Consider the following 13,147-nt stretch of genomic DNA (forward strand, 5'->3'; position numbering starts at 1 on the left):
TATCGCCCGGCCGTAGACTCGGGACCATGTTGCGCACCATCGATCTGCGAGGACGACCCCTCACCGCGGCCGAGCTCCGGGCGGTGCTGCCCCGGGCCGAGGTCGACATCGACGTGGCCACCGAGCGGGTGCGCCCGATCCTGCACCGCGTGCGCCACGAGGGCGCCGCCGCGCTGGCTGATCTGGCCAAGCAGTTCGACGGCGTCCGCCCGCCCAGCCTGCGCGTACCCCGCGCTGCGCTCGCCCAGGCGCTGGACGCCCTCGACCCCACCGTGCGTTCGGCGCTGGCGGAGGCGATCCGGCGCGCCCGCCTCGGCCACGAGGCGCAGCTGCCGGCGGAGACGACGACGACGCTCGGACCCGGCGCGCAGGTACGCCAGCGCTGGGTTCCGGTGCAGCGGGTGGGGCTGTACGTGCCGGGTGGACTGGCCGCTCTGGTCTCCTCGGTGGTGATGAATGTGGTCCCCGCCCAGGTCGCGGGCGTGACGTCACTGGCGGTGGCCAGCCCTCCGCAGAAGGACAACGACGGTCTTCCCGATCCGACGATCCTCGCGGCATGCGCCCTGCTGGGTGTGGACGAGGTCTATGCCGCCGGGGGAGCGCAGGCGATCGGGATGTTCGCCTACGGGGTGGTGAGCGGGACGGACGGCGCCGGCAGTGCTCCTGATGAGGCGAACAGCTGTCCGCCGGTGGACGTGGTCACCGGCCCGGGCAACATCTACGTCGCGGCGGCCAAGCGTGCGGTGCTGGGCATGGTGGGGATCGACTCCGAGGCGGGCACCACCGAGATCGCGGTCCTCGCGGACGACTCCGCGGACCCGGCGTTCGTCGCCGCCGACCTCATTTCCCAGGCCGAGCACGATCCGGCCGCCGGGTCCGTGCTCGTCACGGCCTCCGCACGCCTGGCCGAGGCCGTGGCCGCCGAGATCGGCGCCCAGGTCGATACGGCCGCGCACGCCCAGCGGATCCGGACCGCGCTCACCGGGGCGCAATCGGCGATCGTGGTGACCGACGATCTCGACCACGCCGTCGAGGTGGTCAACGCCTACGCCGCCGAGCACCTGGAGATCCACACCGTCGATGCGGACGCCGTGGCCGAGCGGATCCACAACGCCGGGGCGATCTTCGTCGGACCCTACTCGCCGGTGCCGCTGGGGGACTACATCGCCGGCTCCAACCACGTCCTGCCCACCGGTGGCACCGCCCGCTACGCCAGCGGCCTGGGGGTGCAGGCGTACCTGAAGTCGGTCCAGGTGGTCCGTTACGACTCCGTCGGCCTGGAGCAGGTCACCGACGATCTGGTCACCCTCGCCCGCTCCGAGGACCTGCCCGCCCACGGGCGCGCCGCGACACTACGACGCGAGCGCGCTCGCTGATCAGGGTCCGGCCTCAGGGTCGCGCTCAGGGCGATCCCGGATGTGCCGCCCGGTCCGGCGACGTAGGTTGAGGTCATGACACGATTCTTCGAGTCCATCCGCCGCATCGGCTACCGCCGCGGGCCCGGTCGCCTGGTCGGGGGGATCTGCGCCGGCCTCGCGGCGCAGGCCGGGATCAGCGTGGCGCTGGTGCGGGTGCTCACGCTCGTGGCGTTCCTGCTGCCGGGTGTGGGCCTGCTCGCCTATCTCATCGCCTGGCTGCTGACCCCGTGGCAGAACGGGAGCATCCCGCTCGAGCGCTTCCTGGACCGCCGCGGGGGCACCAGCACCGTCTGAGGCCGCGCGCGCCTACACTGGTTCGCGTGCCCGACACTCCCGTCACCGATCTGCCGCTGCGCGCCGACCTCGTCGGCCAGCAGCCCTACGGTGCCCCGCAGCTGGACGTCCCGCACCTGCTCAACGTCAACGAGAACCCGTACTCCCCGCCGCCCGAGGTGATCGAGGACATCGCCGCCTCCGTCGCGGCGGTCGGCGGGAGCCTCAATCGGTACCCCGACCGTGACTTCCGGGACCTGCGCGCCGATCTGGCGGCCTACCTGGAGCGTGAGTCCGCCGCGACCGGGCTCACGGCCGACCACGTCTGGGCGGCGAACGGGTCCAACGAGGTGATGCTGCACCTGTTGCAGGCCTTCGGTGGCCCCGGCCGGACCGTGATGTCGTTCGCGCCCACGTACTCGATGTACCCGGAGTACGCCCGCGACAGCCTCACCACCTGGGTGGCCGGCACGCGGCGGGAGGACCACTCCCTCGACCCCGAGGCGACCATCGCCCACATCGAGCAGGTGCGGCCGGCCGTCGTGCTGCTGGCGAGCCCCAACAACCCGACGGGCACGGCACTTCCGCTGGCGGATGTGCACGCGATCGCACGGGCGTGCGCCACCACGGGCCCCGACGGCGCGGCCACCGTACTGGTGATCGACGAGGCCTATGCCGAGTTCCGGCGCAGCGGGACCCCCTCGGCACTGACCGTGCTGGCCGACTACCCGCACCTGGCGGTCGCCCGGACCATGTCCAAGGCCTTCGCCCTGGCCGGCGCGCGGGTGGGCTATCTGGCCGCCGCCCCCCGGCTGGTGGACTGCCTGCGCATCGTCCGCCTGCCCTACCACCTCTCGGCGGTCACCCAGGCCGTCGCCCGAGCCGCGCTGCGGCACACCGACGCCCTGCAGGCCCAGGTGGCCCAGCTGCGCACCGAGCGCGACGCCTGCGTGAGCTGGCTGCGCGAGCGGGGCTTCACCGTGGCCGAGACCGATGCGAACTTCGCGCTGTTCGGCCCCTTCGAGGACCGGCACGCGGTCTGGCAGGGCCTGCTCGACCGTGGTGTGCTCATCCGGGAGACTGGTCCCCAGCAGTTCCTACGGGTCTCGATCGGGACCGAAGCCGAGATGGCCGCCTTCCGCGGCGCACTGAAGGAGGTGACGGGCCGATGAGCCAGTCAGAGGAGCAGCCGAGGCGGATCGCGCGGATCGAGCGCACCACCTCCGAGTCCAGCGTGAGCGTCGAGGTCGACCTGGACGGCACCGGTGTGGTGGACGTGTCCACCACCGTGCCCTTCTACGACCACATGCTGACCGCCCTGGGCAAGCACTCGCTGATCGACCTGACCGTACGGGCCACCGGCGACACCGAGATCGACGTGCACCACACCGTCGAGGACACCGCGATCTGCCTGGGCCAGGCGCTGCGCCAGGCGCTGGGGGACAAGTCCGGGATCGCGCGCTTCGGTGACGCCATGGTCCCGCTGGACGAGGCCCTCGCACAGGCGGTCGTCGACGTCTCCGGGCGCCCCTTCCTGGTGCACTCCGGCGAGCCCGCGGGCCAGGAGTACCACCTGATCGGTGGTCACTTCACCGGCTCGCTCACCCGGCACGTGTTCGAGGCGCTCGCCTTCCACGCCGGTATCTGCCTGCACGTGCGCGTGCTCGCGGGCCGGGACCCGCACCACATCGTGGAGGCGCAGTTCAAGGCACTGGCACGGGCGTTGCGGGCCGCGGTGGCGCCCGACGCCCGCGTCTCGGGGGTGCCCTCGACCAAGGGACTGCTGTGACCGGCCGCGAGGACGAGGCGTCGGACTTCGACGCCGAGGCCTTCGAGGCGGCGTTCGCCCGTGAGTTCGGGGAGACGACCGAGCCCGACGACGAGCCGGGCCCGGGTGCACCACCCGAGCCCGAGCCCGAGCGCAAGCGGGTGGTCGCGGTGGTGCTCACGCCCATCGCCTCCGCCCCGGCGCTGGCCGGGCTGTGCGCGATCGCGAAGATCGACGCCGACATCATCCCTACCGGCCGTGGGGCCGTGGCGGCACGGATCATCGAGACCGCGGGCGACGACCCCAGCGAGCTGCTCGGAGGTCCGCCTCCGGAGGCTGACGCGCTCGCCGCCACCCTCTCCCGCACCGCCCAGGCCGGGGTGGTGCTCCTGACCGCCCGCCTCGGTGCGGGCGCGGAGGGCATCACCGGCACCATCACCGGTCGCCAGTACACCGGTGGTGAGGCCGCCGAGGAGGTCTCCGCCGGGCTGATGCTCGCCCACGCCGACAACGTGGTCGAGCAGATCCTGCTCGGCAGCCTGGCACCGGCCGACGCCCCGGGCCGGCTGGCCCCGCAGGAGCTGAGCCGCTGGCAGGCGGCGCGGCTGATGTCCAAGGCCACCCGGAAGAAGCGCCCGTGAGCGCGCCACGCGTCGTCGTGCTCGACTACGGCTCGGGCAACGTGCGCTCCGCTGTACGCGCCCTGGAGCGGGTCGGCGCCGAGGTGGACCTGACGGCCGACCCGGGTGCGGTCATGGTCGCCGACGGGTTGGTGGTGCCGGGGGTGGGCGCCTTCAGCTCGGTGATGGCGGGCCTGCGGGCGGCGGGCGCGCCGCGCCTGGTTGATCGCCGCCTGGCCGGGGGACTGCCGGTGCTGGGCATCTGTGTCGGACTGCAGGTGATGTTCACCCGCGGCGAGGAGCACGGCCAGCCGGCCGACGGGCTCGACCAGTGGTCGGGTGTGGTCGAACGCCTGGATGCCCCGGTCGTGCCGCACATGGGCTGGTCGACGGTGGAACCCCCCGCCGGCAGCGCCCTCTTCGCCGGGATCGAGCACGAGCGCTTCTACTTCGTCCACTCCTACGCCGCGCGCAGCGCCCCCGACTTCGTCGAGGTGACCTGGGCCGAGCACGGGCAGACCCGGTTCGTCGCGGCCGCCGAGAACGGTCCGCTGCGCGCCACCCAGTTCCACCCGGAGAAGTCCGGGGACGCCGGAGCCGAGCTGCTGCGCAACTGGCTCGGCACGTTGTGAACGACCCGACAGTGACCAAGCCCGTGAAAGAGGACCCCGCGTGACCACTCGCCTGCAGCTGCTCCCCGCCGTCGACGTCGCCGACGGCCAGGCCGTCCGCCTGGTCCAGGGCGAGGCAGGGTCGGAGACCCGCTACGGCGCCCCGATGGACGCCGCCCTGGCCTGGCAGGCCGATGGTGCGGAATGGATCCACCTGGTCGACCTCGACGCCGCCTTCGGCCGCGGATCCAATGCCGAGCTGCTCGCCGAGGTGGTCGGCGCGCTGGACGTCGACGTCGAGCTCTCGGGCGGGATCCGCGACGACGACTCCCTCGAGCGGGCACTGGCGACCGGGTGCCGGCGGGTGAACCTCGGTACGGCGGCGCTGGAGAACCCGGAGTGGACGGCGGCCGCGATCGCCAGGCACGGGGACCGGATCGCCGTCGGGCTGGATGTGCGCGGTACCACGCTGGCCGCGCGCGGATGGACCCGGGAGGGCGGCGACCTGTGGGAGGTGCTGGCCCGGCTCGACGCCGACGGCTGCTCACGGTACGTCGTCACCGACGTCACCAAGGACGGCACGCTGCAGGGTCCGAACCTCGATCTGCTGCGGCAGGTGTGCGAGAGCACCGAGGCCCCGGTGGTCGCCTCCGGTGGGGTCTCCAGCCTGGCCGACCTGGCGGCGCTGCGGACCCTGACCGACACCGGCGTCGAGGGCGCCATCGTCGGCAAGGCGCTCTACGCCGGTGCCTTCACGCTGCCCGAGGCGCTGGACGTCGCCGGGAGGCCGTGATCTCCTCTCGCGAGGGCCGTGCCCTGCCGCCGAGCTCCCCCTATGCCGGCGACGACGGCTCCGCCCCTGCCGCGCTGGCGGCCGCACTGTCCCGGCCCGAGCAGGAGCGCCTGCCCGCGGTGGTCGCGGCCCTCGCCGGGGTCCGGGTGCTCGTACCCGTGGTGGCGCAGGTGGAGGAGATGGCGGAGCCCGACGAGCACGGTGTCGCGGGGGAGAAGTCCGCCTCGGCCGCCATGGTCACGGTCGCTGCGCCCGACGGCCGCGCCGCCACCCCGGTGTTCTCGAGCCTGGACGCGCTGCACCGATGGCGCAGCGATGCCCGGCCCATTCCGGTGGAGGGCCCGCGGGCGGCGCTCGCCTCCGTCTCCGACGCCGACGGGCTGGTGGTGCTCGATCCTGGCGGCCCGGTCACGGTGCTGCTGCCCCGGCCCGCCGTCTGGGCGCTGGCCCGCCAGCGCACATGGGTCCCGGCGATCGAGGACCCAGAGGTACGCGCCGCCGTCGGACGCGCGGTGGCGGCCGTCCCCGAGGTCGGAGCCATCCGGGTGGAGCCGGGCCGGCAGGCAGAGATCCGGGTGGTCCTGGGCTTGCCGGCGGGTCTGGCGCGGGAGCGGGTGGAGGAGCTGCTCGCGGCGGCGAGCCGGGTGCTGGCCGCCGACGAGACGGTGACCGAGCGCGTGGATTCGTTGGAGCTGGCGGTCCGCGCGCTGTCGTGAGCCACGTCGCAGCCGAGGCCGGGGCCGGCCCCTGCAGCAGCGGGGGTCCGCGTGCTATTCTTGGGGCTGACCAATCGGCTCTGACTCGTGAGTTCGCCACCTCGGTGGTGGACGATCGATCCAGTGCCGGTGTGCAAGCGGAGACTCTCCCACCCTTGCTCGACCGGAAGCGACCCAGTCGCCTCCGACGGAGCCCGGGTCCAGGTCGAGGAACTTGCGTCCTCCGTCGTACCCAGGTACGGCGCCACCTGACACCTCCGTGCGCACGTCGCCCGGAGGTTTTTTCATGGCGACGGTGAACTGACGTCCATCTCAGGTGAGGAGCACCACATCAGCGAGCCCCGTATCAACGATCGGATCCGCGTGCCCGAGGTACGCCTGGTCGGACCGGGCGGCGAACAGGTCGGCGTCGTGCGCGTCGAAGACGCCCTCCGATTGGCTCAGGAGGCCGATCTCGACCTGGTCGAGGTCGCCCCGACCGCACGTCCGCCCGTGTGCAAGCTCATGGACTTCGGCAAGTACAAGTACGAGGCCGACATGAAGGCGCGCGACGCGCGGCGGAACCAGGCCAACACGGTCCTGAAGGAGATCCGGTTCCGGCTGAAGATCGATCCGCACGACTACGGCACCAAGAAGGGCCACGTCGAGCGGTTCCTCAAGGGCGGGGACAAGGTCAAGGTCATGATCATGTTCCGCGGCCGTGAGCAGTCCCGCCCGGAGATGGGCATGCGGCTGCTGCAGCGCCTGGCCGACGACGTGGCCGAGCTCGGCCACGTGGAGAGCGTGCCCCGCCAGGACGGGCGCAACATGACGATGGTGCTCGGCCCGAACAAGAAGAAGTCCGAGGCCCGTAACGAACAGCGTCGCCGCAAGGACCAGGACGCCGAGGACGCTGCCACCGCAGGGTGAGGCAGCGCTCTGACAGAGAAGAAGAGGGAACGATGCCGAAGAACAAGACGAACTCCGGTGCCAAGAAGCGCTTCCGGGTCACCGGGTCCGGGAAGGTCATGCGCGAGCGTGCCCGCCACGTGCACAAGTTCCAGGAGCGCAGCAGCCGCAACGCTCGCCGCCTCGTGAACGACGTCGAGGTCGCCCCGGCCGACGTGAAGAACATCAAGAAGCTGCTCGGCAAGTAACGCCGGCCCCCGAACGCAAGGAGTAAGACGTGGCACGCGTCAAGCGGGCGGTCAACGCCCAGAAGAAGCGCAGGACAGTTCTCGAGCAGGCCAGCGGGTACCGCGGGCAGCGCTCGCGGCTCTACCGCAAGGCCAAGGAGCAGGTCACTCACTCGCTGAGCTACTCCTACCGTGACCGCCGGGCCAAGAAGGGTGACTTCCGTCGCCTGTGGATCCAGCGCATCAACGCCGCGGCCAGGGCTCAGGGCATGACGTACAACCGCCTCATCCAGGGCCTCAAGGCCGCCGGTGTCGAGGTCGACCGTCGCGTGCTCGCTGACCTCGCCGTGCACGACTCGGTGGCGTTCAACGCCCTGGTCGCTCAGGCGAAGGCGGCCCTGCCGGAGGACATCAACGCTCCCAAGAGCCCGGCTGCCTGAGGCGGCTGATCAGCTCCGCTGATCACACTCACGACGGCGCCCCTTCCGTTCTGCGGAAGGGGCGCCGTCGTGCTGTGGTTCAGGCTTCCGCGGTTAGTGCTGCTTTCGCGAGGCGATAACCAGCAGGTAGACGACGACACTCACGGCAATTACTACGAAGGCAAGTTGGCCGAAGACCGGGTTCATGGCCGCCTCCTAGTCGCGGTTGAAGTTGTGCGTTGACCAGGCGCTAGTGAGCACCCAGATGGTCTGCAGTTGGGGTACCGATGTTGGGCCGAGGTCGCAGTTGAACCGGTGGTCCGCGCGGGCTGGCGCGCTGCCGGAACTGACACTCCGGTTGATCGTCAGGCTGCTGTTCGTGGGCGTCGATGGACCGCACCATTGTTGTGCAGTGCTGGGGTAGACCTGGTCAACACGACCAGCACCGCTCTTTACGGAGTAGTCGAAATAGAAGGATCCACTGACAACTGGCGGGGTCATGCTGTCGTAGATGAAGCAGTCTGCCCGACGTATCCAGCCATTCTGGCTCGGAAGTGAGTTGCAGCCCGACGGCGTCGATTGGATCGAGATGTCGCCCGACGCCGCCATCTCATCTCTCGCTTCGCTCAGATTGTCTGCGATCTCACTGAAGTCGACGCTGGCGCTGTCGAACTCAACGATCGTGTCGCTCGGATCATCGATAGGGCCCGATTGGACGAGTGACAACCCGAGCGAGCCGTCGGCGTAGACGGAGACCGCGGCGACGAGCGCACCGTTCTCCGAACGCTCGATGCGGACCGGGTCAGTATTGTCGAGCGCGTCCGGGACCTCGTCGGAGACCGCAGTGACTGCGTCCTTGTCAACTAGGTCCTCCGCTACGGAGGCAGCTCTCATGGCTTCGGATTCAGTCGCACCGAAAGCCTGCATTAGTGAAAGATTTGCCACCGTAGCGCTTGGTTCAACCAAAGTTAATGGTTCCTCTGCAGTGGCGCCGAAGTACGGCCAGATCAAGGGATCGTCAGGTGTGGAAGCCTGCGCAGGGGCAGTCAAACTCAGCGCGGCGACCAGAGCCCCCCCGTGACGTACCCAAAATTCTTGCGGTTCAACATGCTCGATCTCTCCCTCGGAATGGTGCAGGACCGGCGAAGCCCCCCGGCCCTGTGTCCAGGCTCACACTTTCCTACCTGGGGGTCAACCGCCGGGGTGCCGTCTCAATCACTGGTTCCGTCGGACCATGGACCGCCAGGGCCGACATGCCCGGTCATCATGGGCCGGATGACGGAGGCGGCCGCCTCCCACTCCGACTCCTCGATCGCCTCGCCCGGGCAGCCGAACCGCAGTGCCAGTACCTGGCTGGACCGGGAGCCGTCGTAGTGCTGGACGTTGGCCACGCGCGCGAGGCCGCGCACGGACTCCTCGCCGGTCGTCCAGTCACCGCTCGCGACCATCAGCGTGTGCGCCGGATCGTTGCCCTCGCCGGCACCGCTGGTGACGAGCTCACGCTCTGCGGTGCCCGGATCAGGCGCCCCGTCGGCCTCGGCCATGGCCGCCACCTCGTCGAAGGAGGCGGCGCGCACGTCATCGGCGACGTCGTCGGTGCTCGCGCCGCGGGCGGAGAGGGTGCACCCACCCTCGGCCACGAGCACATCGGTCCATTCCGTGCCCAGATCCACGAGCACGCCCGAGCGCTCATAGCCGGTCGGCGCCTCCAGCACCGCGATCGACGGCAACTCCTCCTGCGGCTCGGTCGCGTCCGTCGCCGTGGGGGCCTCGGACTGGCTGCTCGGTGGTTCCTCGCCGCTGCAGCCCGCGAGAGCCAGGAGTGCGACGGAGATCGGGAGGAGCCCGCGCCGCATGCCGGTGGTGGTCATCATCGTGCCTCCGCTCGTGGTTCTCTCTACGAGGTCATGTCCGGCACCGGCCTGGCGATTACCGGGCGCGTGCCGACGACGTCGCAGTCGGGCCGCGAGCGGGTCAGGACTTCTCGCGTTGGAGGTCCTCCAGCGTCAGGTCACCCTGGCGCACCGCACGCAGGATCCAGTACGTGCGCGCCAGGCGGGGCAGGGTGATGACGACCAGCCCACCGATCATGTTGAGCGGGATGACCGCCGCGAACCACCCCACGAACTGCAGCACGCTGATCTCGGCGCCGGCGAACATGGCCGCGAAGATGATCATCGCGTTCAGGGCACCGTGTAGCAGCCCTAGTCCGATCACGAGGAACCCCGAGATCATGCACACGATCGCCACGGCGACATCGTTGGTGGTGCCCTTGACCATGCGGGTGGACAGCGTGATCGAGGCACCGGCGAGGAGCGAGAGGCCGATCAGCGCGCCGACGGAGCCCGGCTCGAGGTAACTGTTCGCGCTGTCGATGAGGGTGGTGTGATAGCCGGGAAGAGCCAGCACGATCAGCCAGGCGAAGGCGATCCCGCCGGCCAGGTTCCCGACCAGCATCACCGACCACAGCCGGACCAGCTGCCACCAGGTTCCCTGGCCCGCCAGGATCGCGTTGATCGGCAGCAGGAACTCCTCGGTGAACAGCTCCGAGTGCGCCAGCTTCAGCGCCAGGAGCCCGACGCCGAAGGCCATCCCGGCGAGGATGTCGGAGCCCGTGGCCTGCTTGACGAGCACGAGCGCCAGGACGCCGAAGCCGATGTCGATCCCGCCGAACAGCCCGGTGGCGATCAGCTCGACCCACCGCCGGTTCAGCCGCTTGGTGCCTTCCTGGACGGTGTCGGCCGCCTCGGCGAGCAGTTCGTCCTCGACGTCGAGGTCGTTGCTGCCGATGCGTTGGCGCTGTCGCTTCTGGTCGACCATCGCGTCAGCCTACGGACCCGAGGCGATCCGCGCTCACGGACCCGCCCGGCGAGCCCGGCCTGCCACGATCGGCGGGCTCTGGAGCGGCTACGGCTGAGGCCGATCCCGGCTCGTCTCCGCATGGGGCGCAGGGGCGGTCGATGGCGGCTCCGCCGAGGACGTCGCCGGCCCATCCGGCCCACCCACGTGCGGCGGCGGACCGGCCTGCCACGGCGGAGTGGCCGGCCCCTGGGGCCGTCGCCGCGAGGCGATCAGGACGAGCAGGGTGACCAGGACCGCCGTTCCGACGACGAACAACACCCCGATCACCAGGATCCAGAAGACAGGACTCTTCAGCATGTCAGCCCCCTCAGCGACGCGTTCCCGGCGACGCTACCGGGCCGATCGCGAGTTGTCAGCCCGTGCGGCAGAGCCCTGGTGTGCCGGGCAAGGGCACGAGCCGCGATACTGGAGCGCGTGGAACCCGACCTCAGCAACGCGACGTCCGACCGCGTCCGCGCCGTGCGCGCCCTGTCCCAGGGGTCCGTGCGCTCGCGGCGCGGTCAGTTCCTGGCCGAGGGCCCGCAGGCGGTACGCGAGGCTGTGCGCTTCGCGGCCGCGCAGGTGCGGGACGTGTACCTGACGGTGGAGGCTGCGCAGCGATACCCGGAGATCACCGACGCCGCGCAGGCGGCCGGCCTGTACAGCCATCTGGCCACGCCTGAGGTGCTGGCCGCGATGAGCGCGGACGCCCAGGGCGTGCTCGCCGTGCTGCGCCACGAGGACCAGCAGCCCGGAACGCCGCAGCTCGCCGGCGCGCAGCTGGTCGCGCTGGCCCACCAGGTGCGCGACCCCGGCAACGCCGGCACCGTGATCCGCGCGGCCGACGCCGCCGGCGCCGACGCCTGTGTGCTCACCCGCGGCAGCGTCGACGTGCACAATCCCAAGGTGGTGCGCTCGAGCGTCGGATCGCTCTTCCACCTGCCGGTGCTCACGGGCACCGATCTCGCGACCGTCCTCGCCGCCGCACGCGACGCCGGCCTGCAGATCCTCGCCGCCGACGGGTCCGGTGAGCTGGATCTGGACGATCTCGCCGACGCGGCCGGCCGGACCGCGCACCCGGACGACGCCCTCGACGCCACCGACGCCCCCGACCTTGCCCGTCCGACGCTGTGGATCTTCGGCAACGAGGCCCATGGCCTGGCCCCCGAGGACCTCGACCGCGCGGACGCCGTGGTGCAGATCCCGATCCACGGCTACGCCGAATCCCTGAACCTAGCCATGGCGGCCACGATCTGCCTGTACGCCTCGGCCCGGGCCCAACGAGCGGCCCGACGACAAGCCCACCGCGCGGCGCACCGCTGACCGATCCACGACGACGGGAGTCGCCTTGTCCCTGCACCTCACCGCTGCCCCGGGCCGGGTCACCAGGCTCACCGCACGCATCCTGGCCCGCGCCCGCGCCGGCGCCGGGTCGCAGCGGACCCTCATCGGCATCATCGGCGCCCCCGGCGCCGGCAAGTCCACCCTCACCGACGCCCTGCAGGCCGACCTCGCCGGCCACGGGCTCAGCTCCGCCGTCGTGGGCATGGACGGTTTCCACCTCGCCCAGGCCGAGCTGGAGCGCCTCGGCCGGGCCGATCGCAAGGGGGCGATCGACACCTTCGACGCGGACGGGTACCTCGCCCTGCTGCGCCGGTTGCGTGATCAGCGCCCCGGCGACGACACCATCTACGCGCCGCGGTACGTGCGCGGCACGATCGAGGAGTCGATCGGGAGTGCGGTGCCCATCTCCGGTGATGTGACAGTCGTCCTGACCGAGGGCAACTACCTCCTCGCCGAGGCCCCGCCCTGGAACGAGATCGCGAGCATCGTCGACGAGACCTGGTACCTGGCCACCGATCCGGTGGGCAGGCGTGAGCGGCTCCTCGCACGCCACCTCGCCAACGGCAAGACCATGGAGCGGGCACTGGCCTTCACCGACGGATCCGATGCGCGCAACGCCGAACTGATCGAGGCGACGGCTCCACGCGCGGACGTCCAGGTGTCCTGGCAGGACGGCTGAGGAGATCCGGGGAGTCTCATCGCGGGGCCTCCGCGCGATCCGGTCCGCGGCCTGCGCGGACGTCCCTCATCAGTTGTGGGGTGCGGTGCCGGGCCACCAGGGTCAGCCATCGTGACGCCGGATAGGCCAGCCGGCGGACGAAGTAGTTCACCTGCTCGACCACCGCGAACAGCCACAGCCCGACGCCCAGGACCATCACGCCGGGCGTCGAGGCCCACCACATCAGTGCCCCGAGACTTCCCGCCAGCACCACCGGGTTCGCCCACCTGAACGCGGCGTAGATCCCCGCCAGGGGCGATGGCATCGCTGCGACACCCACCCAGCGCAGCGCGAGCAGCCAGTAGGCTCCCGCCTGGACCAGAATCAGCACCAGCGGGACCATGGCCAGACCGAGGGCGATCTGGTCCTGTGCCGTGAACCGGTCCCGGACCAGCAGATACGCCATCGAGAATGCCGTGGCCGCCGCCAGCTCGCCGGTACCCAGGCGCCGGTAGGTGGCGCGGAGGTGGTTCAGGGAGTGCACCCGGGCAGCCTAGGACCGCCCGGTAGG

18 protein-coding genes are annotated in these 13,147 nt (G+C 71.0%); 13 read left to right on the plus strand and 5 right to left on the minus strand.

The genetic code is table 11. The features are described 5' to 3' along the window. The first annotated feature begins 26 nt into the window (after positions 1-26). The 11 genes from hisD to rplT all read left to right on the plus strand — a co-directional run bounded on the left by hisD (position 27) and on the right by rplT (position 7,754). Complete coding sequence (gene hisD, locus LQF12_RS06610; protein WP_231055175.1) at positions 27-1,376, plus strand: histidinol dehydrogenase; 1,350 nt, start codon at positions 27-29, stop codon at positions 1,374-1,376. Between the two features lie 75 nt (positions 1,377-1,451). After that, positions 1,452-1,712: a PspC domain-containing protein gene (locus LQF12_RS06615; protein ID WP_231055176.1), complete on the plus strand. Its 261-nt coding sequence runs from the start codon at positions 1,452-1,454 to the stop codon at positions 1,710-1,712. 26 nt (positions 1,713-1,738) lie between these two features. Next, on the plus strand, positions 1,739-2,863 hold the full coding sequence (locus LQF12_RS06620) for a histidinol-phosphate transaminase (RefSeq protein ID WP_231055177.1): 1,125 nt from the start codon (positions 1,739-1,741) through the stop codon (positions 2,861-2,863). Beyond that, positions 2,860-3,480 carry an imidazoleglycerol-phosphate dehydratase HisB gene (gene hisB, locus LQF12_RS06625; RefSeq protein ID WP_231055178.1) on the plus strand — a complete coding sequence of 207 codons (621 nt, stop codon included), beginning with the start codon at positions 2,860-2,862 and terminating at the stop codon, positions 3,478-3,480. The genes LQF12_RS06620 and hisB overlap by 4 nt, the downstream gene beginning before the upstream one ends. Then, the gene (locus LQF12_RS06630; RefSeq protein ID WP_231055179.1) at positions 3,477-4,100 is read left to right on the plus strand and encodes a hypothetical protein; all 624 of its coding nucleotides are present in this window, start codon (positions 3,477-3,479) and stop codon (positions 4,098-4,100) included. The genes hisB and LQF12_RS06630 overlap by 4 nt, the downstream gene beginning before the upstream one ends. Beyond that, positions 4,097-4,711: an imidazole glycerol phosphate synthase subunit HisH gene (gene hisH, locus LQF12_RS06635; RefSeq protein ID WP_231055180.1), complete on the plus strand. Its 615-nt coding sequence runs from the start codon at positions 4,097-4,099 to the stop codon at positions 4,709-4,711. Before LQF12_RS06630 ends, hisH begins: the two co-directional genes overlap by 4 nt. Before the next feature lie 40 nt (positions 4,712-4,751). Beyond that, positions 4,752-5,483 (plus strand): bifunctional 1-(5-phosphoribosyl)-5-((5-phosphoribosylamino)methylideneamino)imidazole-4-carboxamide isomerase/phosphoribosylanthranilate isomerase PriA, encoded by a 732-nt coding sequence (priA, locus tag LQF12_RS06640; RefSeq protein ID WP_231055181.1) that lies wholly within the window; start codon positions 4,752-4,754, stop codon positions 5,481-5,483. After that, complete coding sequence (locus LQF12_RS06645; RefSeq protein WP_231055182.1) at positions 5,480-6,199, plus strand: SseB family protein; 720 nt, start codon at positions 5,480-5,482, stop codon at positions 6,197-6,199. Before priA ends, LQF12_RS06645 begins: the two co-directional genes overlap by 4 nt. A gap of 363 nt (positions 6,200-6,562) precedes the next feature. Further along, positions 6,563-7,108, plus strand: a complete 546-nt coding sequence (infC, locus tag LQF12_RS06650) for a translation initiation factor IF-3 (RefSeq protein ID WP_231055183.1) — start codon at positions 6,563-6,565, stop codon at positions 7,106-7,108. Between the two features lie 32 nt (positions 7,109-7,140). After that, on the plus strand, positions 7,141-7,335 hold the full coding sequence (rpmI, locus tag LQF12_RS06655; RefSeq protein ID WP_231055184.1) for a 50S ribosomal protein L35: 195 nt from the start codon (positions 7,141-7,143) through the stop codon (positions 7,333-7,335). 29 nt (positions 7,336-7,364) lie between these two features. Continuing rightward, entirely contained in the window at positions 7,365-7,754 is a 390-nt protein-coding gene (gene rplT / locus LQF12_RS06660) for a 50S ribosomal protein L20 (RefSeq protein ID WP_231055185.1), read from the plus strand. Positions 7,755-7,949: 195 nt separating this feature from the next. Here rplT and LQF12_RS06665 read toward each other — a convergent pair whose 3' ends face one another. From LQF12_RS06665 to LQF12_RS06680, 4 genes are all read right to left on the minus strand, one after another. Then, positions 7,950-8,744, minus strand: a complete 795-nt coding sequence (locus tag LQF12_RS06665; RefSeq protein WP_231055186.1) for a hypothetical protein — start codon at positions 8,742-8,744, stop codon at positions 7,950-7,952. Positions 8,745-8,944: 200 nt separating this feature from the next. Next, positions 8,945-9,607 carry a hypothetical protein gene (locus LQF12_RS06670; RefSeq protein ID WP_231055187.1) on the minus strand — a complete coding sequence of 221 codons (663 nt, stop codon included), beginning with the start codon at positions 9,605-9,607 and terminating at the stop codon, positions 8,945-8,947. A gap of 100 nt (positions 9,608-9,707) precedes the next feature. Next, the gene (locus LQF12_RS06675) at positions 9,708-10,553 is read right to left on the minus strand and encodes a formate/nitrite transporter family protein (RefSeq protein WP_231055188.1); all 846 of its coding nucleotides are present in this window, start codon (positions 10,551-10,553) and stop codon (positions 9,708-9,710) included. Positions 10,554-10,640: 87 nt separating this feature from the next. Then, positions 10,641-10,892 (minus strand): hypothetical protein, encoded by a 252-nt coding sequence (locus LQF12_RS06680; RefSeq protein ID WP_231055189.1) that lies wholly within the window; start codon positions 10,890-10,892, stop codon positions 10,641-10,643. Between the two features lie 108 nt (positions 10,893-11,000). Here LQF12_RS06680 and LQF12_RS06685 point away from each other — a divergent pair, with 108 nt between their 5' ends. Both LQF12_RS06685 and LQF12_RS06690 read left to right on the plus strand, forming a co-directional pair. Further along, entirely contained in the window at positions 11,001-11,897 is an 897-nt protein-coding gene (locus LQF12_RS06685) for a TrmH family RNA methyltransferase (RefSeq protein ID WP_231055545.1), read from the plus strand. Positions 11,898-11,922: 25 nt separating this feature from the next. Then, entirely contained in the window at positions 11,923-12,597 is a 675-nt protein-coding gene (locus tag LQF12_RS06690) for a nucleoside/nucleotide kinase family protein (protein ID WP_231055190.1), read from the plus strand. Between the two features lie 16 nt (positions 12,598-12,613). Here LQF12_RS06690 and LQF12_RS06695 read toward each other — a convergent pair whose 3' ends face one another. Next, positions 12,614-13,120 (minus strand): hypothetical protein, encoded by a 507-nt coding sequence (locus tag LQF12_RS06695; RefSeq protein WP_231055191.1) that lies wholly within the window; start codon positions 13,118-13,120, stop codon positions 12,614-12,616. Positions 13,121-13,147: the final 27 nt, after the last annotated feature.

The sequence above is a fragment of the Ruania suaedae genome, from assembly GCF_021049265.1.
GTDB classification, from domain to species: Bacteria; Actinomycetota; Actinomycetes; order Actinomycetales; family Beutenbergiaceae; genus Ruania; species Ruania suaedae.